Origin of the sequence: Pragia fontium (genome assembly GCF_900638655.1) — a bacterium.
In the GTDB taxonomy this organism is placed as follows: domain Bacteria; phylum Pseudomonadota; class Gammaproteobacteria; order Enterobacterales; family Enterobacteriaceae; genus Pragia; species Pragia fontium.
Genome location: NZ_LR134531.1, coordinates 3284909 through 3311194, shown reverse-complemented (window position 1 = coordinate 3311194; position 26286 = coordinate 3284909). Strand labels below are relative to the sequence as shown.

At 48.4% G+C, this 26286-nt stretch carries 19 protein-coding genes; 9 read left to right on the top strand and 10 right to left on the bottom strand.

The genetic code is table 11. From position 1 onward, the window contains the following. Positions 1-187: 187 nt before the first annotated feature. The 5 genes from EL341_RS14320 to EL341_RS14300 form a co-directional block, all read right to left on the bottom strand. Positions 188-1156: a sugar-binding transcriptional regulator gene (locus tag EL341_RS14320; protein ID WP_047781943.1), complete on the bottom strand. Its 969-nt coding sequence runs from the start codon at positions 1154-1156 to the stop codon at positions 188-190. 446 nt (positions 1157-1602) lie between these two features. Next, positions 1603-2559 (bottom strand): XdhC family protein, encoded by a 957-nt coding sequence (locus EL341_RS14315; RefSeq protein WP_126468100.1) that lies wholly within the window; start codon positions 2557-2559, stop codon positions 1603-1605. 175 nt (positions 2560-2734) lie between these two features. After that, positions 2735-4054, bottom strand: a complete 1320-nt coding sequence (locus tag EL341_RS14310; RefSeq protein WP_126468098.1) for a c-type cytochrome — start codon at positions 4052-4054, stop codon at positions 2735-2737. A gap of 113 nt (positions 4055-4167) precedes the next feature. Further along, positions 4168-6432, bottom strand: coding sequence for a xanthine dehydrogenase family protein molybdopterin-binding subunit (locus EL341_RS14305; protein ID WP_126468096.1), 2265 nt, complete (start codon positions 6430-6432; stop codon positions 4168-4170). Next, a complete protein-coding gene (locus tag EL341_RS14300) occupies positions 6429-6914 on the bottom strand; it encodes a (2Fe-2S)-binding protein (RefSeq protein WP_047781939.1) in 486 nt (161 codons plus the stop codon). Before EL341_RS14300 ends, EL341_RS14305 begins: the two co-directional genes overlap by 4 nt. A gap of 350 nt (positions 6915-7264) precedes the next feature. Here EL341_RS14300 and EL341_RS14295 point away from each other — a divergent pair, with 350 nt between their 5' ends. The 4 genes from EL341_RS14295 to EL341_RS14280 all read left to right on the top strand — a co-directional run bounded on the left by EL341_RS14295 (position 7265) and on the right by EL341_RS14280 (position 13079). Then, complete coding sequence (locus tag EL341_RS14295; RefSeq protein ID WP_373994779.1) at positions 7265-7474, top strand: helix-hairpin-helix domain-containing protein; 210 nt, start codon at positions 7265-7267, stop codon at positions 7472-7474. 21 nt (positions 7475-7495) lie between these two features. Then, positions 7496-8383: a DMT family transporter gene (locus tag EL341_RS14290; protein WP_232036566.1), complete on the top strand. Its 888-nt coding sequence runs from the start codon at positions 7496-7498 to the stop codon at positions 8381-8383. A gap of 464 nt (positions 8384-8847) precedes the next feature. Beyond that, entirely contained in the window at positions 8848-11649 is a 2802-nt protein-coding gene (locus EL341_RS14285; protein WP_126468094.1) for a DUF2339 domain-containing protein, read from the top strand. After that, the gene (locus tag EL341_RS14280) at positions 11646-13079 is read left to right on the top strand and encodes a DUF3999 domain-containing protein (protein WP_114987049.1); all 1434 of its coding nucleotides are present in this window, start codon (positions 11646-11648) and stop codon (positions 13077-13079) included. Before EL341_RS14285 ends, EL341_RS14280 begins: the two co-directional genes overlap by 4 nt. Positions 13080-13167: 88 nt before the next feature. Here EL341_RS14280 and EL341_RS14275 read toward each other — a convergent pair whose 3' ends face one another. Together EL341_RS14275 and EL341_RS14270 are read right to left on the bottom strand one after the other, a co-directional pair. Further along, positions 13168-13590, bottom strand: a complete 423-nt coding sequence (locus EL341_RS14275; protein ID WP_197723507.1) for a DUF1622 domain-containing protein — start codon at positions 13588-13590, stop codon at positions 13168-13170. A 178-nt stretch (positions 13591-13768) separates the two neighbouring features. Beyond that, positions 13769-14038 (bottom strand): hypothetical protein, encoded by a 270-nt coding sequence (locus EL341_RS14270; protein ID WP_047781934.1) that lies wholly within the window; start codon positions 14036-14038, stop codon positions 13769-13771. 431 nt (positions 14039-14469) lie between these two features. On the opposite strand from EL341_RS14270, the gene EL341_RS14265 reads away from it, so the two are divergent. The 5 genes from EL341_RS14265 (at position 14470) to EL341_RS14245 (ending at position 19539) form a co-directional block, all read left to right on the top strand. Continuing rightward, positions 14470-16890 carry a DMSO/selenate family reductase complex A subunit gene (locus EL341_RS14265; RefSeq protein ID WP_047781933.1) on the top strand — a complete coding sequence of 807 codons (2421 nt, stop codon included), beginning with the start codon at positions 14470-14472 and terminating at the stop codon, positions 16888-16890. Between the two features lie 10 nt (positions 16891-16900). Further along, positions 16901-17518, top strand: coding sequence for a DMSO/selenate family reductase complex B subunit (locus EL341_RS14260; protein WP_047781932.1), 618 nt, complete (start codon positions 16901-16903; stop codon positions 17516-17518). A 1-nt stretch (position 17519) separates the two neighbouring features. After that, a complete protein-coding gene (locus EL341_RS14255) occupies positions 17520-18296 on the top strand; it encodes a dimethyl sulfoxide reductase anchor subunit family protein (protein WP_114987047.1) in 777 nt (258 codons plus the stop codon). A 107-nt stretch (positions 18297-18403) separates the two neighbouring features. Then, a complete protein-coding gene (locus EL341_RS14250; protein ID WP_126468092.1) occupies positions 18404-19003 on the top strand; it encodes a TorD/DmsD family molecular chaperone in 600 nt (199 codons plus the stop codon). Next, positions 19003-19539 carry a 4Fe-4S binding protein gene (locus EL341_RS14245; RefSeq protein WP_074821695.1) on the top strand — a complete coding sequence of 179 codons (537 nt, stop codon included), beginning with the start codon at positions 19003-19005 and terminating at the stop codon, positions 19537-19539. Before EL341_RS14250 ends, EL341_RS14245 begins: the two co-directional genes overlap by 1 nt. A 64-nt stretch (positions 19540-19603) precedes the next feature. Here the strand turns inward: EL341_RS14245 and EL341_RS14240 are convergent, their stop codons facing one another. The 3 genes from EL341_RS14240 to nfrB are packed head-to-tail and all read right to left on the bottom strand — an operon-like array spanning position 19604 to position 25708. Then, entirely contained in the window at positions 19604-20503 is a 900-nt protein-coding gene (locus EL341_RS14240; protein ID WP_232036565.1) for a DUF4434 family protein, read from the bottom strand. Beyond that, positions 20503-23475: an NfrA family protein gene (locus EL341_RS14235; protein ID WP_126468090.1), complete on the bottom strand. Its 2973-nt coding sequence runs from the start codon at positions 23473-23475 to the stop codon at positions 20503-20505. The genes EL341_RS14240 and EL341_RS14235 overlap by 1 nt, the downstream gene beginning before the upstream one ends. 1 nt (position 23476) lies before the next feature. Next, positions 23477-25708: a cyclic di-3',5'-guanylate-activated glycosyltransferase NfrB gene (nfrB, locus tag EL341_RS14230; RefSeq protein ID WP_126468088.1), complete on the bottom strand. Its 2232-nt coding sequence runs from the start codon at positions 25706-25708 to the stop codon at positions 23477-23479. Between the last annotated feature and the right edge of the window lie 578 nt (positions 25709-26286).

Sequence of the window (26286 nt, the reverse complement as noted above, 5' to 3'; positions counted from 1 at the left end):
GCTGATTTGAACAATAGTATTTTTGTTAATCTTATGTTCATTCTGGGCGGTTAACGATTTAGAACCGTGGGCTATCGAAGGAGCCCGATGAGGCTAGGTCATGATGGCGGGGATGAGAGAGTATTCAGCTAAGATGGCGTAAAAAAGAGTATTTACGCCAGTTGAAGCATTAAGATATGGGTGGATATTATTGCTGCTGTAGCATATTCAGAATAGTACGTGCATTGGCCGCGCTGGTGGCAATAATATCAATGGCGCCGGTACGTAATGCGCCAAGAATAGCCAGGGCTTTGGTGCTCTCAGAGGCAATGGCAATCACACAAGGAATTTGGCGCAGCTCTTCAGTGCTGAGGCCGATAACGCGATCGTTCATCACGGTATTGGCCGGTTGGCCTTGAGAATTAAAGAAGTCATAGCCGGCAATTTCACCGGTCACCCCTTGATGCAGACTGGCATCAACGATTTCCTGCGGTGTAAACCAACCCAGCTTAACCATGTAGCTGTTTTCATTCATATCCCCGATGCCAACCAGAGCAATATCGGCTTTTCTTGCCCGATCCAGCGTCTCTTTAATGGTTCCGTTTTGCATAAAGGCTTCTTTTAGCGCACGGTTTTCCACATAGGCGGGAGCATAAAGGGTTTCGCTGGTACCGCCAAATTTTTTGGCCAGACGCCGGCTGATATGGTCAGCGTTAATCGCATCACCGGGGCGATGTGTGCCGCCGATGCCACAGATAAATTTGCAGTTTCTTTCCGGTACGATGCTGACGTGGTCTGCCACCGCGGCAATATTTCGCCCTTGGCCGACCGCCAGTACCGTGTTGTCTTTTAAGTTGGTAGCCAGATAGCCGGAAACCAGTGACGCGACCTGACGCCGCTGTTCATCTTCATCCTGATTATCCAGAGCAATCAATGCGCGCTTTAGACCAAAATGTTCGATCAACTGTTGTTCCAGACGGGTGCTGAATACCGGATGGTAACGTACGGTAATTTCTACAATGCCTTCTGACTTGGCTCGCTTTAATAATCGACCTACTTTAATTCTTGATATGCCGAATTTATGCGCGATCTCTTCCTGAGTCATTTCATCCTGATAATAAGCCACCGCAATTTCTGTCAGTAGTTCATTGTCTTGAGGAACGGTCTGTTTTTCCATTTGTTTATGCCCTTTCAGTCAATCATGCACATTGTGAAGCGTCATGATGATTTATTGCTCAATGACAAAAGCTATCGCATTGAATAATAGCAAGGATTAGAACATTTGTTATGTAGCATGAACAGATAATTTTCATTTGTTCTTTATTCATGGCTTTTATCTTGGCTGGAAAAAGCGATTCAGTTCACGAAAGTCGGGGTATTTGCCAATAAAAAACCGTTAATGGGACGTTTGTCTTTTTTTATTGCATAATTTTCGCTGATATTTTTGAACGAAAGTTTATATTTCGTTCTTTTGTTTGATTGTCGGAGAGAGGTACAGCGGCTACAAAGCTAGCCGCTTGATGAACTCATTACTTAAAGAATGGATAGTTGAACAATAGATAGTTGAACTAACAAATACGGGCTGAGTCAGTTATCCAAAGTAGACTGAATAGGGGGAATAGGTCACATCCCATTCTTGACCCTGACAATATCTGCGACAATGGCGATGCCAATCTCTGCCGGGGTTTTGCTACCAATGGGCAGTCCTATCGGCGCATGAATACGGCTTAGTTGATCTTGAGTCAGTTCGCCGATATCTATCAGCCGCTGTCGGCGTTTGGCGCTGGTGCGTTCCGATCCCATGACGCCAATATAAAACGCCGGAGTATGAACCGCTTCCATCATGGTTAAGTCATCCATACGTGGATCGTGCGTTAAGGCGACAATCGCGGTATTGGGATGAACCCCGCCCTGTTCGATATATCGAGCAGGAAAAATATCAAGAATAGGCATATCCAGATGAGCAAAGTTTTCCATTACCTCAGGGCGAGGTTCACAGATAATCACTTCAAAACCTAATGCGGCGGCGAACTGGGCGCAGTATTGGCCAACGCTCGACAGACCGGCAATAATAATCCGCGTGACTGCTCCGAGATAAAGAGTGACTTCGTTGTCGTGATGTTCCACTACCGGGCCGGAGCCCCGCTGGCAAGGTTCAGGTAACTGGCTGACGTGGGGAAGCGTTACTCGCTTAACCCACTGGCCTTGTCCTTTGAGGGCATTCTCGATATGCCTTAAGTGGTTAAGGCTTTCTTCCCCAGGTTGCAGGTATTCTACCAATACGTCGATCGAACCACCGCACGGTAGCGCCACTGACGTTCTTGGTGAATCTGCACCGTAGCGAACGATCTGACTCGGCTGTCTGAATTCTCCGTTGGCAATACGCTCAAGAAAATCGTCTTCAACACAGCCGCCGGATAGCGAACCGCTAAATTGACCAGCAGAAATAGCCGACATCATGGCACCTGGCCCGCGCGGCGATGAACCATAGGTATTGAGTACGGTACAAAGCCATATCGGTTGCTGTTGTTCAATCCAGCCGATGCTACGCTGAATCACTTCGAGTTCCATGTGCTGCATTACGAGTAGCCTGTCAAAAGTTTAAACGTCGGATAAAACCTATACCAAGATCGGCGTTAACCGTTAATTGGTTAGCGAAAAGCCCGATGATTCACCGTGCGAATGTTGGCTTAGCCTACGACGACCGGTTCCGGTTTTTATCGGAACCATGTGAAGTGTAGGCTAGCTTATCGGTTTAGTTATCCTTCTCTGTCTCCAGCCTGATTTGTTTCACTCGTTCGGCCAGATCCGACCACGCCGACTGTTTGGCAAAATCTTCCCGCAGATAACTTAACAGCGCGACAATTTGCTGATCGTTCATGTTGTAGCGGAAAGCGGGCATATAACCCAATTTGTCGGTTGCCGGTGACTGAATACCGTTAAGAATAATATGAATCATATTATCCGGCGAAGACTCATACAGGTTGCTGTTTAACGCAATTGATGGCTTAACCCCGTTTAATGCCGGGCCACTATCTTGGTTATGGCAAGCCATACAGGCTCCGGAGAAAATACGCGCTCCTTGAGAGGTTAATGGCTCAATCTGGCTATATGCTTTCAGATTAATATCCGCCGCGGCTTTTTCTCGGTCGCCGTCAGGTATTTTGGTTTCTGAACCTTGAAACGACAGCAGATAGGTCGCGATAGCCATGAGATCGGCATCAGACTGCGCCGATAATCCCTCTTTCACCACCGGTGCCATCGGACCCGCTGCGACACCATGATTAATGGAGAAACCGGTACGCATATACTCAACCAGCTCTTGTTTATTCCAACCTAACGGTGACGGTGAGTGTTGATTTAACGCTGGGGCAATCCAGCCTTCAGCCACGCCGCCGCCCAAATAGTCAGCGCCGGTTTTCTCGGCAAACATCAGGTTACGCGGTGTATGGCAGGCACTACAGTGGCCTAAACCTTCGACTAAGTAAGCACCACGATTCCACTCTTCACTTTGCGCAGTATCTGGCTGATAGGCGCCCGGAGAGAGAAACAGCAAGTTCCAGGCTGAGATTCCACGACGAATATTGAACGGAAATGAAAGGTCGGTTTTCGGATTATGACTTTTCACTGCGGTTTGCGACATCAAATAGGCGTACAACGCTTCCAGATCCGCATCGCTGGTTTTAGTAAAGGCGGTATATGGAAAGGCGGGATACAGGTAGTTACCTTCTCGGTCGATACCTTCTCTCATTGCACGCTTAAAGGCGTCAAAGCTCCAGCTACCGATGCCCGTTTCAACATCTGGGGTGATATTGGTGGTGTAAATGGTGCCGAAAGGAATTTCAATTGCTAAACCACCGGTATTGGTCACGCCATCTTTACTGGTATGGCAAACCGCACAATCGCCAGCGTCTGCCAAGAGTTTGCCTCGGGCCACCATTTCATCAGAAAACTTGGCCGGGTTGCTCGCGTTTAACGGCTCAATTTCAGGATGGCTGCTATACCAAAGACCGGCTACGCCGACCACTGCAACGATAGCAACACACCAGCCTAATACACGTTTAAGCCTCATCATTATTTATCCATTTATTTGGCGTTTATCGGTCAACGCTCAGAGTCCAAAAGTCACATGGCGTCCGTCGCTCAGTTAGCTTGACGGACGCGATATTCAGTCCAATTATCGGCTAATTATTTAGCCGTAGCGGCGTTGTCCAGCGCCTGTTTAACCCGGGCAGGGGTAAACGGTACTTGACGCAAACGGACGCCGGTGGCGTCAAACACCGCGTTAGCAATCGCTGCTGCACTGGGTACTGAAGCTGATTCCCCTACGCCCATTGGTGCTTCGGCCTGATTTTCAATCAAATGAATATCAATTTCAGGCAGTTCGTCAAAGCGCAGGATCGGATAACCGCCCCAGTCCAGCGAAGTCACACCAGACTTATCAAAAGTGGTGAACTCTTTAAGCACTCGGCTGGTGGACTGAATAATATTGCCGTGGATCTGATGGCGAACGCCGGCCGGATTCACAATTTGTCCGCAGTCATGGGAGATAAAGATCTTTTTCGGTTTGATATGGCCGGTTTTACGGTTAACTTCAATATCAATCACCCATGCAGCCCACGCCGCGCCATATCCAGGGAATTTACTGTGGAAGTAGCGGGCATAGGCAAATCCTCTGCCGGTCACAATGTCATCCTGGCTGTTTTTATGGTTAAACGATGGACCATCAACCCAGTTAGACTGTTTCTTTAACGCTTCAATCAGCGCGATAGCCCGTGGATCTTTCAGGTAGCGTAAACGGTAAGCAATCGGATCCTGTTGTGCCAGATAAGCCAGTTCATCAATCCAGGATTCATGGGCAAAGACGTTAGGTAACGCGGATACACCGCGCATCCATGATGCCCGGACAATCGGGGCGGTATCTTCGGAAACGACGCGCATATTGGGATATTCGTACTGAGGTACCGCGGTACGGTCACCCATTTGCTGAGTCACGGCGGTATTCGCCACAACGCCGGTTAAAATCAGCGGCAGTAACGTCGCGCCGTTGGAGGGATAACAGGTTTTAAACTCATAGGCACCCACATTATTTTCAGCATCCAGACCGCCGCGGATCTGGATAAGCTGTGCGGTACCTTTAGGCTCCCAGGCATTTTCCTGCTCACGCATCAGTTGAACTCTAACCGGTCGGCCAACTTCACGGGAAAGCAGGGCGGCATTACCGGCTACATCATCCGCGCAGTTGCGGCCATAGCAGCCAGAAGCCTCCATGCGGTGAATATTCACTTTCTCACGATCGCAGGCCAGCAAAGTGACAATATCGTTACGCAGATCGTGTGGATTTTGGGTACCGGACCACACTTCTACTTTATCGGCAGTGACGTCAGCAACCGCACAGGAAGGCCCGATTGAAGCGTGCATATGGTAAGGCCAAACGTAGTCGGCATTTACCACTTTAGTCAGTTTACCCATCGCACCATCGACGCCATCATCTTCTTTCAGCATTCTCGGGCTTTTCGGATGAGCCTTCAGGGTTGCCAACAGATCATCAGGTTCAAGATTCGGTAGCCCAGCCCACTCTTTCCATTTTACTTTTAGCTTACGAGCTGCCTGAATAGCTTGTTCTTCACGTTCGGCGACAACTGCCACAAAGTCTTTAATCACCACCACTTTAACGATGCCGGGTAAGTCAGCAATCGACGATTGATCGACTTCCAGTAAGCAATCACCCAGCGGGGCGGAACTGTCTGCGCCACCGTATGGCGGCAAGATCACTCGACCGTGCAGCATATTGGGTAAGCGAAAATCATGGACAAACGTCAGACCGCCGGTCACCTTGGCCGGAATATCAACGCGGGCAATGGGTTTGCCGATAAACTGGTATTCATACGTTGGTTTTAAGGCAATGTCGTTATTTAAGGTGAGATTAAAACTCTCGCCCTTAACTAAATCGCCATAGCTGATTTCACGCTCTGGATTGTCAACGATCTTGATCATTCCGTGTTGGGTCACCAGCTTGTCAACCGGCTGTGCGAAAACAACCGCAGCCTGTTTGAGCAGGAACTGACGTACCTGTGCCGCGGCTTTACGCAGTGGTATCGCGGTAACTTGAATACTGGCGCTGGCAATGGTTGGACCCTGATCGGGAGTACGTAATGTATCGCCCAGAATCATGGTGATTTTTTCAAAAGGGACATACAGCTCATCGGCAATAATCTGCGCCAAAGAGGTGCGAATACCGGTACCTAAATCGACGTGACCACAAAAGACCGTGACCTGACCGTCGGCAGAAATGGCGATAAAGCTATCCACCTGATCGAGGGGGATCTCTTTGCCATGGCCTTTAGCCACGTCGTCCGCCAATGCTTTAAATGGCATAGGCATTGCCACGCTGACCATTAATAGTCCACCGGCCTGAAGTAGCCGACGGCGGGTTATTTCTAACATACTCATGCGGTTTTCCTCTCTGCCAGCAGCGCTTTGGCTTTTTCAGCCGCACTGAGAATTTCCATATGGGTACCGCAACGGCACAGGTTATAGGTCAGCTCTTGCTTAATTTCATCTTCTGAAGCATTAGGATTGCGCTCAAACAGCGCCACCAGCGTCATAATCATGCCGTTGGTGCAGTAACCACATTGGGCAGCTTGTTCTTCAACAAAAGCCTGCTGTACCGGGTGCATATCCTGCTCGGTACCAATACCTTCAAGGGTAGTGACCTCTTTTTGATAGGCCGCTGACACCGGGGTAATACATGAGCGAGTGGCTACACCATCAATCAATATTGTGCAGGCACCGCATTCACCTAAACCACAGCCATATTTCGGGCCGTTAAGCATCAGGTCATTGCGTAGTGCGTATAATAATGGGGTGGTTGGCGGGGTATTCTCTAAACGGATCCATTGTCCATTTACTTTTATTGCACGGCTGGAAGCCATTTGGTTCTCCTTGATAAGTCCGATACCGGACCAGATCCAATAATTCTTTTTACTAGTTTGATGATATTTCTTAACAATTTCTTAATAGTTTATCGAAGGCATTAGCCCAATACAATCATGATGAACATACAAAAAGTGCGGCAATCATTGAGAGTGATTGGCGTAGGAGAGATAAATCGTCACGGTACAGGTAGTTAGCCTTAAGTCGCGTTATCAAGGATGTTAATTATCCTTAAATGGCTATCATCTGTATTTATCTGGTACTTGGTCGTATGATGATCCTGTTGTTTTTTTATTCACCTTTTTAATTGTCAGGAGCCATTATGTTTTCCTCCGAGGAAAGATCACGCATGCTTGCCATAAAAGGCGTCGGTGAAACGGTGATTTCCCGACTGGAACAGATTGGTTTTTCATCACTGTCTCAATTGGCTGAGGCTGATACTGGCGATGTCACTAAACAGATTGCGCAAATGATGGGGTCGACCTGTTGGCATAATAGTCCACAGGCGCGGGGGGCTATTCAGGGAATCATTGACCTGGCTAAGTCTATTCAGAACTGAGCTCGTTTATAGGGAGGCATTTTGAAACTCAATCTTTCGGCAGTGATTGCTCTCATTGTTCTTACCTGCATTTGGAGCTATAGCTGGATTGTAATGAAATCTGGGCTGCCTTATGTCGGTGCATTTGATTTTGCGGCCATGCGCTGTGCGTTAGGGGCCGTATTACTGTTGGTTGTCTTAAAGTTGCGTAATCGCGGTATGAAGCCTCCTCCCCTTGTTCCAACGTTTATGATTGGGGTATTACAAACCGCAGGCATGGTGGGTTTTTCCCAGTGGGCGCTGGTGAGCGGTGGTGCTGGTAAAGTGGCTATCTTGACCTATACCATGCCGTTTTGGGTGATTTTGCTGGCGGCTCTTTTTCTTAATGAACGCCTGAGTAAGCTACAATACTGGGCAACAGGTATTGCGATAGGCGGCATGATATTTATTCTGCAGCCGTGGAATACTGATGGTTCGATGATGGCCTCGATACTGGCGTTACTTTCTGGCTTAAGCTGGGGAGCCAGCGTGATTATCGCTAAGCGGCTGTATATTCGTAACCCAACCGATCTGTTGTCTTTAACGACCTGGCAGATGGTAATGGGGGCGATAGTATTAACGGTTATCGCGCTATTCACCCACTCTAAACCCATTATCTGGCACCCTTATTTGTGGGGCGGGCTGGCTTATACGGCGGTACTGGGAACGGCTATTGCCTGGATCTTGTGGATGTTTATCCTGAAAAATTTGCCTGCGGCGATTGCGGGTCTGGGAACGCTGGCGGTTCCGGTTTTAGGTGCGTTGCTATCGTGGGGGCTATTGGGAGAACGACCTAATGCTCCGGAATTGGTTGGGATTGTTTTGGTGGTATTGGCATTGGTGATATTGAGTTTACCAAAACATCGGAGCGGTAGGGCCACTGAGAAATGATGTTTTATTAAAGTTATTTAATTCTCTTTGTTTCTGGTGTTGTATTTAACTATTAACTCACACGTTGGTTGAGATGAGTTTTAGCTGGTTAATTCCGGTTGTGTAGGATGAGTAGACTGAAGGTTTGTTCGTTAGGTTTAATGACATCGAATGTTTCGTCCACTATGAGTACAGAGTATAAATCAACGTGAGCGCACGTGGCCGAGCAGAGGGCGTGCTCCCTAACTCAGTTGTCGGCTAAATTCCAGCGCTCAATAGAAAGGGCAAAAGAGAAAACTCACTGCTCGCATTTTCTTAATTGAACAGAGAATGAATTTAGTGGTATCAGTAAAGACGAAAATTTACCTATTTCATAGAACGTTACAATTATATTGTCACTTTAGCTAACAGTTTACGCTTCCATTTGTAGACGATATCTGGGATTCCTGTAAAACTGGTCTAACCTTTATTCAGGATGAATAGATATGGATGGATTGATAGCATTTGGGTTTCTTATTCTTGTTGCGATAATTGCGGCACCGATTATTGCATTGGTGGCATTGAGTCGTAGCAATCAAGCTAAATATGCGATTTCTCAGCTCAAGCAGCAGGTTGAGGAACTGCAGAAGAAACTGGCGAATGCACAGTATAAGGATGAGGCCGCTGAGCCGTTAGCTCCGGCACCGATTGAAGCCTTAGTGACTGAAGAACTGGTGGCTCCACCGCCAGAAAGGGCGGCTAATGCCTATTCTATTCCTCAGCCACAGTTTGAAGCTGAGGTTATCTCTTCCAGCATTGCACCGACGGTGAGTGAGCCTGTTCCTCAGACCAGCACCGCTCAAACTACAGCCCCGCAAGAATCCTTTACGCCTGCTGCCGATAGCAGCAACGATGAGGTTAAAGCTGCGTCGAACAAGGTCGTGACACCTTCAACCCCGGTAGCGAAAAGTACCGATAACGATCTGTTCTCAGGGTTGATTCATTGGTTCTTTAAAGAGAATCCCGTTGCTAAGTTAGGCATCCTGCTGCTGTTTTTCGGCTTAGCCTATCTGATGAAATATACCATCGATCGAGATATGTTCCCGATTGAATTGCGTTTAGCCAGTGCAGCGTTAATCAGTATTGTGCTCTTAGGACTGGGTTGGCGTTTACGCCATAAGCAGCCGCTGTACGGATTGATATTACAGGGTGGTGCCGTTGGTGCGCTGTATATCACGGTATTTGCCGCGTTCAGGCTCTATCTGCTATTGCCACATATGTTTGCTTTTGGCCTGATGCTGCTCATCTGCGCTGCCAGCGTTGGCTTGGCGGTATTACAGCGAGCGCTAAGCTTGGCGATGTTGGCCAGTATTGGTGGGTATTTATCACCAATTCTATTATCAACCGGCAGTGCGAATCATGTCGGTTTATTCTCTTATTATCTGCTGATTTCCAGCGGTATTTTAGTCATTGCTGTTTGGCAATCGTGGCGGGTGTTAAACCTGCTGGGATTTGTGTTTACATTCGGTGTGGCAACAATTTGGGGAATGGAATATTACCGCCCTGAATATTACCTCTCTTGCCAGCTATTTTTACTGGCTAATCTGATTCTATTTAGTCTGTTGGCCGAACTGTTTGCGGTAAAAAATCGTATTCAACAGCATATGGCTATCGACGGCACATTGTTGTTTGGCCCACCGCTGATTGGCTTTGCTATGCAGTATGCCATAACCTCCCATTGGGCATTTGGCCCCGCCTTCTCCGCGCTGGGTTTTGGGCTGATCTATTTGGTGATTACTTGGGGTACGCTGCGACGATTCCCGCAGGATGGCAAGCGCATTGCTACAGGCTATTTGGCGCTGGGTGGCTGTTTCGTCACGTTGGCGATTCCGTTAGCCCTGTCAGCCCAATGGACCGCGCTGGCATGGTCACTGGAAGGCTTGGGGATTCTATGGTTTGGTCTGCTACAGAACCAGCGTCGTTTAAGCTGGAGCGGTAGCGCATTGTTGGTGCTGGCTCTGGGGTCTCAACTGGTTGCCTATACCGATTATCTCTGGGGGATCTCGCTGGTATTGGTACTGCCGGTGGTTTTCCTGTGCTTTATTAGCGCAGGTGCGCTGTGGCGCCATTACAAACCACAACACAGCCCGTGGCAGGTATTAAGCCTGGGTATGCTGATGGTCGGTATTGCGGTTTGGGGCTGGTGGTTAGCGGAGATGCCGGCTTATTTCTATATGCGTACCTACGATTTGCAACCTGTGCTGCTATCGCTGCTCGGCTGGAGTCTCTCGGTGTGGATATGGCGTCAAGCCGGACAGCGCTTAGACTGGCGGGAACTGAAGCAAACCGTGTGGCTATTATGGCCGGTAGCCAGTTTTATTTTGTTAATCCAATTGCAGGGTAGTTCGCATCCTTTGGAAATGGGATGGTGGAACCTGAGCTGGTTGTCGGTGATTGTCTCTGCCGCTTTTTTACTGTTCAAGGATGCGTCAAAACTGTTACCAATGATATTGGAGAAAGGTGCTCATTTGCTGTTGTTCTGGCTGGTATTGATATTGGCTGGTAGTGAAATCCTCTGGCGTATTAGTGAGTTGTCATGGGGAATGAGCGAGTGGCGCTTCTACCTGTTTATGTGCAGTCTGTCGCTGGTTATTCTGCTGTTGTGGATAGCAGAGCGCCGTCAGGCTTGGCCAATAAAAACGCATGGTGACGTTTATTGGTTGGGATGTATTCCTTTGGTTTTATCGATGATGATTATGCTATTGACCGGCAATATGATGGATGGACAGATGGTCAATTGGACCTATGTTCCGTTGGTGAATCCGTTAGAAGAAGCGGCGATTTTTGGCATATTGATGCTGGCCGTTTGGTTGCGTCGTACTTCGTCACTGATGGGACAGTTTGCCCCGCAATTTGATGTGTTAGTGCATTGGATTATTTGGGCAATAGCCGCATGGTGGTTGAACGGTATGCTACTACGAGCGCTGGCCTATTATGCCGATGTGCCATGGTGGCTTAATAGTTTGTGGGCATCAAGATTGATTCAGGCGACGTTTGCCATTGTTTGGACGCTGATTGCGCTGGTCTGTATGATTTATTCAACTCGCATCGCTCGTAGAACGCTTTGGTTTACGGGGGCAGCAGTGTTAGGTGTGGTGATTGTTAAACTATTTTTGGTCGATAGTGCTCAGGGTGGCGGTCTGGCCCGGGCTATCGCGTTTATTGGGGTCGCGATATTGTTATTAGTGGTGGGATACGTTTCGCCTCTTCCTCCCCGGCCGTCGATTGAGCAGGAGTCAAAGGCATGATGTGGTTAAAGGATATAAAAAATTCAACGTTTAATTCGGGCGTGGCGCTGGGGATATTATGCCTGTTCAGCCTATCACCGGTTTACGCAGAATCACCTGAGCTGACGCCGCAGGATTTTTATCATGGGGCAGAGCTGGAAACGACGGAGGCTTTTCCTTTTTACCGCGTAACGCTGCCGGAAGAGGTTTATCGCGAAAGCGTCAAACCCGATCTGAGTGATATGCGGGTGTTTAACAGCTCGGGGCAGGCTGTGACGTTTTCGCTATCGCCGGTTGAACAATCCAGCGTTGAAATGCGGGAGAGTCCATTACGGATTTTCCCGCTGAAAATGAGCGTGGATAAGCCAGATGGCAGCTATCAAGGGGAAAGAATTACTCTAAAGTCAGCTGACGGTGTGGAGATTAAGATTTCTCAGGATGAGAAGAGTGAATTAGCCACTTCTTATCTGCTACAGGTAGAAGGAGAACAGGAAAATCAGAACCTCAACCAGATTGTTCTGAACTGGGCACAGTCGAAACATAATTGGCAAGCCCACGTGACGGTATTTAGCAGCCGTGATTTAAAAAGCTGGCATAAACAGGCGGATAACGCTCCGCTGATGGATCTGGCTTCCGGCAGCGATCGATTATTGCTCAACCATATCGATATTGATGATAACTACAATAGCAAACGAGCTCGTTATTGGTTGCTGGTGATTAATAGCGATGGTCAGTCATCTGCGCCGATAATCACTAAAGCCAACAGTATTGCTATTATTCGCGACCAGCGGACTGAGACGGTTGATTTACCTTTCAACGCCAAAGCGGTATCGAAAATCGAAGTGGAATACGTTTTGGATCGTCCACAGCCGCTGACGACACTATCGATTGTTCCTGAACAGAAAAATACGGTGTTGCCGATTAGCATTGAGTATCGTACCAGTCATGATGACCAGTGGCATTGGTTGATGAATACGGTGGTGTATCAGCTTGATGGTGAAACTGGATATCGGGTTTCTGAGCCGCTGTCATTAAATCAAAAGCTAGTGCAGGGGATACGCATTAAGGCGATTAACGGCAACTGGGGCGAACAACCGCCGACCATGACGGGAACCCGCAATCAGATCGATGTGATCTTTAATGCTCAGGGGAGTTCGCCTTATTTACTAGCCTGGGGATCGCATCAGGCACCAGCGGCGACAATGTCGATTGAACAGTTGATTCCGGCAAGCGCTATACCAAAAAGCGGATTGAATGATTTGCCAAGGGCTCACGTTGGATCGGTGATGGTCTTGGGGGGAGAACAGCGTTTGACGGCGATGTCATCGGCGGAGCAGGCCAGTCAGTGGCAAAAATGGCTACTGTGGGGGTTATTGATTGTTGGGGTAATTGGTCTGGCGCTGATTGTGGTTAAGTTGGCGCGAGAAGTGATGGGATCTCGCCCTCAGTAGTTTAAGCATAACCGACCTGAACTCGGAGCAAAGGCGCTGTTCTTAGCGCCTTTGCTCGGTCATTAAACTTAACATGATAAAATCATGGCTATTTATCCGCTTTCTCTTCTTCCGGCTTTATCTCATCTTTAACGATATTATCTATAATCACGATCTCCGGCGTGGTGACTTTATTTACCGCTTCCGATCGGGCAGATAGCTCGCTGATTTCCCGATTCAGGAAAAAGGACAGAACAGTACGAATCAGCACAACAGAACCTAAAACGATCAGTTCTCTGTAGCTTGGCTCCAGAATGGTTTTTAAGATATCAGCGGCAATCAGTATTTCCAGACCGAGTAGCAGGTAGGAACCTAATGTGGTGCGAACGGTAGTGAGTGCGTTAAGGGGCGAAGCATTACGTTTTATCTCACCCCGTAGAAAGTTGATGATCGCAATCAGTGCGCCATAAGAAATGATTAATATACTAATAACGCTAAGGATATTAGCAATAAGGTTAAGCATGTTGACCATAATAGTATCCCTGTAGATGGTGAAGTCCTGAGCCGCCTACAATCCTTCTTCTTAAGGTTAGCTCACTTATAAGGATCGCATGAATTAGTTTTTCAATATAGCTGTCAATATTCCCGGTTATTGGCAGGGGAAATAGCAACACTTTGGGATTTGATTTTTCCGCGTAGTGGTAAATTTCTCAGGTAATCATGGTCAGGTGAAAGAGCTTGCCCTTGAGCACTTCTTCCGGTGCCGTGATGATCTTGATATCCATCACTTTCAGCATATAGCCCGCAGTGAGCGTGATGTGGGGCGCATTTTTATTGTTGTAGCGCATTTTAAACAATTCATGCATATCGTCTTTCCGCATCACCAGCAGCAGTTTGTCCGACGGAATTCGACCGTATTGTAAAAAGATATCCTCTTTTTTGCGCTGAATACCTTCAATAAGCTGTTCGAGTAGAGGCATGATGGTTCTCTGAGCAATGGCTGCCGTTGTTCAAAAATAGCACTATTTTAGGTGCTGATAAATAGCGCGGTAGTCTCTGTGTGGTCATCCCAAACGGTTAGGTGATTGACGCCGATTATTCTCCGGTTATCCATTGGCTTGATTTTTAATCAGCTTCTGTTCCCTTCGCCATAAATACCAATAATTAGACGTCATCAGATTTATTTAGCATAAAAATAAATTTCATATTATTCAGCTTGTTAATTTATTGTCTGACTACGTGCAGTGATACTTTGGGCATGGATTTAACAAATAAGATGCCATTCTCGAATTTTGCGAAATGCCGTTGATATAGATCAGTAAGGGTATGCGGAGTTAATTGTAATATCAGTAAGCATAATAAATAAAAATCTTTTATATTTCTTATTGTTATTACCACGAGGGTAATGTCGATGCACACTAAAAAAGTATCTCACCTTGGCGAGGTGACACGACGGGAGTTTCTTCAAACTTCTGTAGCAGCGACGGGAGCAGTGGCGGTGGCGAGTTCAATTACGCTACCGTTTACTGCCAGCGCAACACCAACGTCTGACTCTTCTTCTGCGGAAACCATTAAATACAGTGCCTGTCTGGTTAACTGCGGTAGCCGTTGCCCACTTAAAGTGCACGTTAAAGATGGAGTCATTACCAAGATTGCTAATGAGTCAATCTATGACGACTCAACATTCGGTGAACACCAAATTCGTCCTTGCTTACGCGGGCGCTCAGTACGCTGGAAAACCTACAATCCGGATCGAGTTAAGTATCCGATGCTGCGTACCGGCAAGCGCGGCGAAGGTAAATTCAAACGTATCAGTTGGGATGAAGCTACAACCATTCTGGCCGAGAAGCTGAAATATACCGTTGAGAAATACGGTAATGAGGCGATCTATTATCAATATGGCTCCGGTTCGACCGGTGCTAACTTACAGGGACGTAATGCCTGTAAACGCTTGCTGAATTTATACGGTGGTTTCCTGGAGCAGCATGGCACCTATTCCACCGCTCAGATTAATACCGTTTTCCCTTACGTGTACGGCGGCGCGCCTGAAAGCTTGCTGTCGGAGATCAAAAACTCCGATTTGGTGGTGATGTTTGGTCATAACCTGGCGGAAACGCGGATGTCAGGCGGTGGTCAATTTTATGAAACCCTGAATGCCCTTAAGCAGAGTAAAGCTCGGGTAATTATTATCGATCCGCGCCGCACCGATAGCGTTACCACGCTGGATGCCGAATGGATCCCGATTTATCCGGGAACTGACGGTGCACTAGTCGCCGCCATTGGCTATACGCTGATCAAAGAAAACCTGACCAATGAAGATTTTCTTAAGCAGTATTGTGTCGGTTGGGACGAGTCTACGCTGCCGGATTCAGCACCGAGAAACGCGTCCTATAAAGATTATCTGCTGGGTAATGGCCCGGACAATACCGCGAAAACTCCCGAGTGGGCCAGTGAGATTACCGGTATTTCAGCGGATCGCATTATGCAGTTGGCGCGTGAAATCGCCACGGCAAAAGCGGCTTGGATTTCTCAAGGCTGGGGGCTACAGCGTACGGCCAACGGTGAACAGGCTGCTCGTGCGGTGATGATGGTTCCACTGATGACTGGTCAGATTGGGCGCCCGGGCACCAACACTGGCGGGTGGGGCGGTAACGTTAAATACGCGGTTCAAGGCTTTAGCCTGCCGAATCCGGTGAAAACGGTTATCCCTTGCTTTATGTGGACTGATGCCATTACCCGTGGCACGGAAATGACTGCGAAAAACGCTCACGTGAAGGGGAAAGATAAGCTAGAAACCAACATTAAGTTCTTATGGAACTATGCCAGTAATGTGTTAATGAATCAGCATTCTGATACCAATAAAACCCATACGATTTTGCAGGATGAATCGCTATGTGAGTTTATTTTGGTATGGGAAAACCATATGACCGCTACGGCGAAATATGCCGACCTGCTGTTGCCTGATGTGACCAGCGTAGAGTCTAACGATTTAATTGATAACTCTTACGCCAGCGGTGCTTATCACTACTTTGTACGTATGCAAAATACCATTGAGCCGTTATGGGAGTGCCGTCAGTCTTATGATGTGCTGGCTGAAGTGGCTGAGAAACTGGGCATCGGTGATAAGTTTACCGAAGGCCGCACTCATGAGCAGTGGATCGAGTATTGCTATAACAAGATGCGTGAGAAGAACCCCGCTCTGCCGACGTTTGCCGACACCAACGATAAAGGCATTATCGATCGGGTGCTGGCGGACAGCAGTAAGCACATTGCGTTGAAAGCGTTCCGTGACGATCCGCAGGCTAATCCACTCAAAACGCCGTCAGGTAAAATTGAGATTTACTCTGAGGCGCTGGCGACGATTGGCGCGACCTGGGATTTGGCCGAAGGGGATCGTATTCCGGCGGTAGCTGAATATTGCCCATCGTTTGAAGGGGTGCAGGATAGCGAGAAGAAAAAGACCTATCCGCTACAAATGATCGGTTTCCACGATAAGGGGCATACCCACTCAACTTACTACTCGGTACCGATGCTGCGTGAAGCTGTACCGCATATGGTGTGGATGAATCCGGTTGATGCACAGGTTCGAGGCCTGAAGCAGGGGGATATGGCGGAGATCTTTAACGATCGCGGTCGTATTCGCATTCCAGTTAGAGTGACTGCCCGTATTTTACCCGGCGTTATTGGTGTACCGCAGGGGGCGTGGCGCAATACCAATGCTGAAGGTGTGGATGTCGGCGGGTGTATCAATACCCTGACGACTCAGCGTCCTTCTCCACTGGCGAAAGGCAACCCGCAACACACTAACCTGGTTGAAGTACAACCTGCATAAGGAGATAGTGATGAAACAGTATGGTTTTTATGTAGATAGCTCCAAATGCACCGGTTGTAAGACCTGCCAGATTAGCTGTAAGGATGAAAAAGACCTACAGCTGGGGCCAAAATTACGTCGGGTGTATGAGTACGGCGGCGGTACCTGGGCGAAGCAAGGTAATGTCTGGACCCAAAACGTGTTCAGCTATTATTTGTCTATCGCCTGTAACCATTGTGCGGAACCCACCTGCGTCGCTGGTTGCCCGACCGGAGCCATGCATAAGCGAGCAGAAGATGGTTTAGTGGTGGTGAATCAGGACATCTGCGTTGGCTGTCGTTACTGCGAAATGCGCTGCCCTTATGGTGCTCCGCAGTTTGATGCCACTAAGCAAGTGATGACCAAGTGTGATGGTTGCTATGCGCGTGTGGCTCAGGGACAGAAGCCGGTTTGCGTTGAGTCTTGTCCGCAGCGAGCGTTGGACTTTGATGAAATTGGTTTACTGCGTGAGAAGTATGGTCATGAAGATGGTGTAGCGCCATTGCCCGATCCGTCATTAACTAAGCCGAGTTTGGTGATTAAGGCGCATCAAGATGCCAAACCAAACGGTGATACATCCGGCTATATTCAGAATCCGGCGGAGGTGTAAGATGCATGAATTACCACTGGTATTTTTTACCGTTTTAGGACAAAGCGCCGTCGGCATCTTCCTGCTGGCCTTTATTAGCTATCAGCTAAAACTGAGCGATGGGGAGCAGCTGAAGCGCGCTAATCTGCTGGCGTTTGTGCTGATGGCAGTCGGTCTGGCTATTGGTATTCTCCATTTAGGGCAGATTTTCCGGGCACCGAATATGCTGGCCGGATTAGGCCGCTCGCCAATGAGTAATGAAATTGTGTTGTGCGGCGCTTTCTTTGCGCTGGTTTGCGGCACTATTTTCTTCTCTTACCTGAAAAAACATAGCGGTTTTGCGCGGGTATGTAACGTCGCGGCGATTCTGGTTGGTCTGGTATTTGTTTGGTCAATTATTCAGGTTTACCAACTGAAAACCGTGGCAAGCTGGGATAGCCTGCATACTTCGCTACAAATGTGGCTAACGGTGTTAGTTGGCGGCGGTGCCTGTGCGGTGCTGGCTGGGGTACGTAAAACTGGTGCGATTGCGCTGTCGATTGGCGTGGTGATCAGCCTGATTGCTAAGCCTGACTATATCGACTTTGTCAGTCATACCGACCCAATGCTTTCTTCTCAGCAAACCCTGTTCTGGGCAGTACAGACCTTCTGTCTGGCCGTGGGGCTGTTGATGGCAGTGGTGGCACTGGTTAAGCGCGAGGGATCCTCCGCACTGCTGGCGTTATGCGCCGGTGCCGTGGTGATTGGTGAGCTGTCTGCGCGTATTGCCTTCTATAACTTGTGGGCAATACCGATGTAATCTCCGCCATACTTCAATTTGTAACTTGAACTATGTGAAGATAGGCCGTATCTGACTGGCCGGGTTTTCTGGTCAGTCAGTTCTGATATATTTTGAGAGGCTTTACCGTGACGCTACTGAATACCACCATTCCCCGAATTATCGGCGCCTGTTTTTATTATCCTCCTTATTCAAACAGCTTTAGTCAGTTAACGGGCGCTTTATCCGAGTTGGCCGATCTGTTTCCATGGCCGCAGCCGGCACTGATTCGCCAGCATGCAGAGCAAATATCACAGGTTGATCTGGCATTACTGGATTATGACTATTCGGTGTTGTTTGAAGGGCAGGGGGAAATGCCTGCTCCGCCATGGAGTTCGGTTTATTTGGAGCAGGACAACCTGCTGATGGGGGAGTCAACTCAACGCTATCGCGAGTTTCTGTTGAGCAATGGTGTGGTAACCGATACGGAAAATCCAGAGCCGGATGACCAGTTTGGTTTGATGCTGATGGCCTTTGCCTACCTGCTAGAGTCGGATAAATCTCAGGCAGCGATAGAGCTGTTGAGTCAATATATCCTGCCGTGGGCCGGACGTTATTTGCAGTTAGTTAGCCAATATGACAGCGGCCAGCGGTTTTATCCTTTGTTGGCACAAATTGCAGATATCTATTTGCAAACGTTGCAGCAGCAGCTTGATTTAAATGAGAAACCAACGGACTTATATCTGTAATGAAAGATGAGCGTTTCTATAAAGCCTATATGGAACATCGAACCGTCAGCCGACGGGGGCTGTTTCGTGGCTTGTTAAAGGGAGCGCAAGTCACGCCAGAGATTCAGCACGAAGATAACATCAAAGCCGAAGTGATTCGTCCTCCCGGCGCGGTAGCTGAAGTACTATTTCGTCAGGCCTGTACCGGCTGTGGCGAATGCGTATCCGCCTGTCCTGAGTCGCTGATTGTATTAAATGAACAACGGCCGGAGATCGATTTTCTGGCGAATTACTGCACCCGCTGTGAAGCCTGTATTCAGGCCTGCCCAATCGGCGTACTGCAAAAAAATACCTTTAATATTCATGCTCGTCCGACGCTAAATCATGCCTGTCAGAATAGCTATATGTACTGCGATAGCTGCGTTGAGCGCTGTAGTAAAAACGCGATTCGCTGGCAAAGTGGACTTTCGCCGCAGATATTAACCGAGGCGTGTGATGGCTGCGCCGAATGTGCGTTTGTTTGCCCGGTAAAAGCGCTGGAGATGGTGCTGAGTTAGTGGCTTAAGCTTGGTTGTGGTGAGGGCTAAACCCATGGATTTAGCCCCCTGATATTTTGCGATTCTAGCGGTAATCCAATACACCCTGAGCCTGGGGTAGATAGCGTAGCGAGAATAACAGCCGATCTTTCGCGCAGCGTTGAGGCTGTGTAAGCAGCTGTTTGAGCTGTTTATCCGTGATGGGTTGAGCCTTAAAGGTGTCTCCCGGTAACTGGCGAAAAACCTCATTCACTATTCCCGCTGCTGGTGATGGATTCGTGCATTCGACCAAGGGATTGAGATAGAGTTTCCGTTCATTAGGCGAGAGTTTCGCGACGCCGGCACCATCCTGTACCCAGACTTGCATACCGCTTGCCGCTAACCGGCTTATCCATTGTTGATAGCCTTGCGGTGATATATTGCCGGCGAAAAAGCTGCTGACATATACCGGCTTATCATCGAGTTGGTTAAGCTGGCGTCGAGTGCTCTGTAGCCATTGTTCAGCCTGAGCCTGCTTGGCTTCGCTGCGCCAATTGAGATCATCGATTTCTGCACTGATATACCAGCCATCGATACGATGGCTGCCCAGTAACCGTTGCCAGACTTTAGCCTGCTGAACATCCTGATTGCGTAGCCTGTTCAGATAGTTCTCCAGCGCCGCTGGTGGTTGGTTCTGGCGGCTAAAGAAGTCCGGATCGGCGTTAAGACCGATAATCAGCCTCAGCCCGGACTGATGAGCGGTTAACAGCCGTTGCTGTAACCACTGCTGCTCCTGCGGAGATTGAAAGGCATCACCATAACGGGTCCACTGCACCACCAACGTATCTATCTGCTGTTGATGGAGTTTAGTCATCAGGGCTTGCCACTGGGCTGGATCGCTTTGCCTGTCCCGCAGCTGTGGTTGATAAATAACGCCGTTAATGGCGAAAGCGCCGGGAGCGACCAGCATCAGGCCGATCATGAATATGCGATATAGGTTTAACATTACCAATGAACTCCCAGAGTGATAAAGGCACTGTTTCTTTCACCAATATGCTGGTTGATACCCTTAAAGGTATTTTGATATTCCAGACCGATACTCATTCTATGTTGCCAGGCATCATAATGGCTTTCCCCGGTCCAGATATTCCAGCGTACCCCGATGCCGGCTAACTGTGCACCCTGAAAGCTATCACCGTTAAATCCGTTATATTGAACATGGCTATAAGGCTCAATGGTTTGATTGGCGGCAATTTTCTGATGCCAACTGATGCGGTAGTCGGCGGTATAGGCCTGGTTGTCTTGCCGTATATAGTGGGCAGCATCCAGATAGAGATTTTGTGCCAGCCAGCCGTTGCCGTTTGGGTGCCACGCATCGCTGAATTTCCCGCTATTTAAGAATGAGCTACTGGCACGGATCATGACATCGGATTCACCATGGTGGCGATCGAGAGGGATTTGCTGTTCTAGCGCCAGAAAAAATACCTGACTGGACAGCGGCTTCCAGCGGATACCGGTGCCCCACATGGGATCTTTGCTGGGAATAAATACTCCGCTGGTACCGGTGCCGGTAAATACGCGGCTATAGGCGGAGAGCTGATCTCCCTCCAGTAACATATTAGAACCAATACGGTATTCGGCTTCCAGTTGACCAAAGCTACGATAGCTTTGGCCGGGCTGACCACCCACGTTATTGTTGGCGGAATTGACGGCGCCAGAACGCAGACCCAGTACCGTATCAAAGTTAAAGGTCCAGCGCCGGGATACGTCTTCATGTAATCGACGGAAGTTGAATCGTTGTTGGTTCGTTTGTTCGTTCATCGGCTGTAATGCACTGGCATTATCGATATCGTCAATGACTCGTTCAGCGTAATGCCGAGTTTGCGGAATATCCGCCAGTCGCTGATTAACGTATGTCAGCTGTTTTAATAAGGCTGGATCGTCCGGTGTTGTTTGATTAGCTTGTTGCAACATTTCGCGCGCCGGTGCGACATCGCCGTTATCCCATAGCGTATAGCCAAGGTTAGCTTGGATATCACTGTTATTCGGTTCTAACTTCAGCGCCTGTTGCAGTTCGGTGATGGCCTGCGCATATTCCCCTCGTTGGCGATAGATATTTGCCCGTGCCGCATAGACCCGCGCGCTGGGCTGAATATGGTTTGCCCGATTCAGATCCGCCAGCGCAGCATCAGGATCGTTAGGTATAAAGCGCTGAGCGTGTAACCACCAGTAAGCTTCACTGTGGGTGAGGTTTCGGCTTTGGGCCTGAGCTAACCAACTTTGCAATGCGGTTTGGTTACCGGCTGCCTGTGCTGAGTTGGCCGCAGCCATAATATCTTGGTCGCTTAGCGTTGCTGGGCTGAGATCGGCCCATGTGCGCACCGCCGTTGCATAATCCTCGGTTTGATAAGCTTGATAGGCTACAGCGCGTAGGGCGTTGGTGCTGGGTTGACGCTGAGCGCTTTGCTGATAGGCATACAGCGCCAGACCCGGCAGCGTTTTCTGATAACAGTTTGCCAGTAAATTCCAACTATTGGCGCTATAGCTGGTGGACATATCCCCGAGCAGTCGCTGAATATCGGCACATTGCCCATTTGGCGCGAGCCATGCGGCCTGAATTTCCCGTTGGGATGGAGTAGACAATGGGCGACTTAGTTTGGCTATTTGTTCTGGGCTGGTTAGCTCAGGGTACCGAGTCAATAAGCCAAATAAGCGAGTGTTCAGGTTTTGGCTGGCAATCGTAGACGCTGAAAACGGATAGGATGATAGCAAGAGTTGGGCGGCGGTCTTGTTCTGACCAGCCCGCATGAGTTGATAGCTGAGCCTATCCAACAAGGCCATGTTTTTTGGTTGCTGAGCGGATAACCGCTGTGCCAATTGACGGCTTTGCGTTGTGTTGCCCTGAGCAAGGCTGACGGTAAAGCGCTCTTCCAACCACTCATTTTCTGGCAAAGTAGCCAACAACCGCTGGGCGGTGGCGTAATCTTTAGCCTTTAGCGCATCCGCCAGTTCAAAGCCGTTTTGATAATGCTGATTTTGCGGAAATTGCGCCTTAAATTGGCTTAGCGATTGTGCCGGATTTTTACTGTAGCGAGTGAGCAGATACAGCCAGCTTTTCTCCTGTGCCGCGTTAGCAAACGATGGATGGCGGTTGGCCAGATAGTTTTGTAGTTTAGCGGTTTCGTTGCGGGCAATAAGGCTATTGGCGTAGCCAATCTGCTGTTCTGGCGAGTTGATTAACCCCTGAGACTGGAGCGCCAACAAGCGATCGTCTCGTTGGGCGGCAAGCAGAATATCAAACCATTGTTGAGCCTGTTGTGCGCTCAGTGTGTGCTGCTGGTGTAGTTGCATCAACATCTCGTCAGCGTATTGCCACTGCTTTAGATAAACCGCTCGCTGGAGAATGGCTTCCCGTAATGTCGTTCCCTGCGGAGAATCAGCGAAACTGCCGGTTAGCTGGCGAGCGGCAATGTCTAATTTAGCCAGATTGAGGGCACTTTGTCCGATTCGACTACGGCACAGGGGATCGGGCTGGCTATGACATTGACGTTCCTGAGCCAGTAACTCCTCGAGATTGTTAATCGGTGTTATCTCAACGGGAATTGCCGCATAGGCGCTTTGTAGCTGTGTATTGTTTGGCGCTTTTTTCAACTGCTGGCGCAGTAACTGGAGTGCTTTATCATGATGACCAAAATGGCGATAGGATTCGCTTAGATACAAGGTAATGGCAATATTGTCGGGAAACTGCTGATGCATATATTCAAACTCAGACAGCGCCGTTTTTTCATCATTATTCTTTTGGGCTCTTAGGGCTTTTTCAAAATGCGGGAAAATAATAAAGCGGTGATAATCGCTAAGGCCGAGATCGGTTTGAGTCGCTTGTTGATGCTCATTGGCCTGTACTGGTAGGCTAACCAACGCGGTCGTCAGCAGTAGGCTCAGTAGGGTAAGGTGGCTAACTCGTGGTGTGGTTAACATATCAGGCGTTCTCCCGTTCCAACTGTTGCAGTTGTTCTTCACTGATTCCGGCCTGCTGTAGCAGAGTCGGCATCGAGACCTGCAACTGATGCTGTAATTCGAGAGCGTAATTCAGTGTCTCAGCACTTATCACGCCTTGTTCAACCAGAAACTCTCCCAGCGCTAAATCGCTGCGTTCATAGCGCAATAGCAGCGAATTCATGGCGGCCATATCAATATCACCCAGAGAGATCAGGATTTCAGCGAACAGCAGCTGACGTGGAACGAAGTTTGACCAAATGATCTCTGCCTGTTCCGCCGAGAGCCAACGGCGTTGAACCGCTTTTTGCAGCAGGGAGCGTTCATCATTTTGGCGTTTACGGGCATACCAATGGCGTAGGCCGACCACCACTTGACCGCGAGGGGCAATAATATAGCGTACTGGCTTGTCCATTTTACGCCCCAGCGCCGCCAGCGAAACCGGATCGATAGCGGATTCGCTAGCCAGTATCAGGGTGCCGTCCTCAATTCGCAGCGGCAATACCGCATAGTGCAGGGCGACAGAGTCTGGCATCAGCTTAATCAGCGCTTCGGGGATCTGCCAGGCATCGATAGATTCGGCACTCACGCCGCTTTGTTCGGCCAATGCGGCAGCCAACTGCTGGGCAGTAATCACTTGGCGATAGATTAGGGTACCTCCCAGACGCAGGCCGGGCATGCGATGAATCAGCGCATCCTGAAGCTGGGTTTGGTTAATGGCACCTTGCTCAATTAAAATTTGTCCCAGCGGTTTTAACGCGCGGTTATTGCCAGTAACGCTGGGGAAATCGTGGGTGGTTTTATCCCAGGCAACCCGACGCGGATCCCCATGCTGAATCACCTGTTTTAGCGCCCGCCAGTTGGCGGTAAAGTTAATCAGGTTGCCCCAGAACAGGCGCAGGATCGATAACAGTCCCTGCTTTAATCCATAATAAACGGTGACGAAAATCACCCGTTGGAAAATACGGTTGATCATTAGCCCTAAGTTGAGCCACAGCAGCGTGGTCAGCCATTGGCTACCGCTGAAAATAGACAGGAACTGCCAAGCATCAGGCCAAAGGCGTTGATAGATCAGCAACAATACCAGCTGGATCATCACAATCATGGCGGTGAAGCTAAGAAAGTTACTGATGGCACCTTTGCGATCGCGCCACAGAAAGTAGTTCAGCGTCAGGCTGCTGCTCCATTTATGGGTTTTAAACCCCTGAAAAACAATACCAATAATCCAGCGTGATTTTTGACGTACTGCGGTGCTAAAGGTATCGGGGAAATATTCACGCACGCAAATAACGTTAGCGGAGCGGGTGCGCTGTAAAAATGCCTTTTTCCTGCTGTCGTAGTCGTCCGGTATGACTGGAAAACGCACAAAAATCTCGGTCATGCCTTTGGCCTTTAGGCGGAAGCCGATGTCGTAATCTTCAGTTAAGCTTTGTACATCGAAAGCGATACCGTCACCGTCTGCTAACAGGGCCATGATGGCGCGGCGGCTAAAGCAAGTACCGACTCCGGCGCTGGGAACCTGTCCAGCTATGGCTTCGCGTACCGGCACATCTTTACCGTGTAGTTCAGCAAATTCATCAATGTATGACATGCTGGTAAAGTGGGTCCATTTCCGTTCGAATGGATAAACTGGTATTTGAATTAAGTCCTTACGATCGACCAGATAGTTGAATAAGCGGAGTTCCATCGGTGAGATAACGTCTTCAGCATCGTGCAGAATAAAGCCGGAGAAGGTGAAATTAGCGCTACGTTCAAATTGGGTAATGGCATCCAATATATTGTTGAGACAGTCGGCTTTGCTGGTTGGACCCGGGCGAGCACAAATCACTTTATGTACGTTGGGAAAGCGGACGCAGACTTCATCAACATCGCGTTGGGTATCCGGATCGTTAGGGTAGGTACCGACAAAGATATGGTAGTTTTCGTAGTCTAGGGTAGTGGCGGCAAGCTCAGCCATATGGCCAATGACCCCGGTTTCATTCCAGGCGGGAACCATAATCGCCAATGCTTTTTCATCAGGCTTATACAGTTCACGATAATCCATATGCTTATGGCGGCGATAGACGGTGAAGGCGCGTTTTATACGACGAAACCAGTAAATAATATCAATGAATAAATCATCGATTCCGCTAATCAGCATGGCAATGGCCAGTGCAATAGCGATGACTTTCATACCGTAGAGATAGGTTGCGAACGCATCTACCATCCAACTCATAGGACACCCCAACTTAAGCAAGATCTATGTTAATGGCCTCCTTTTCATTATTAGCATCTAAAAATTACACTATAACTTTATCTAATAGTTGTCATGGGTATTATCTAACAAATATAAGCGCAGTGGAATAATCTAAAAAAGAATGATAGTGCGTTATTTAGACCTTTTTAGTATTACTTTTTGATTTTATTAGAATGTTTTTTTATATTTTTTTATTTTTGATTATGTTGCACTTCGTATCGGGTTGGCTAGTTGGATGTTATCGTTAAATAATAATATTGGTTAAAGAATATTTATATTGAATTTGTCTTTAAAGTTGGTTTTTTGTACTGGCTTATGCTGGATGTTTTTTTTCAATATGGCCATGTCATATATCAAGAATAAAGTGGCCTTGATAGAAAGAAAAACACACGATTAGCACATTGATTATTGAGGAGAGGAAAAAACTGGTATTTTTTATCCTGTTTTTCTGGTTGGTGCAAAATAGAGGAGAAAAAACATCGGGCGTTTATATCTATTTAAATGATACTAATTTATAGTTTTTTTATCAGACGATATGAACATTCTACGATATTGCT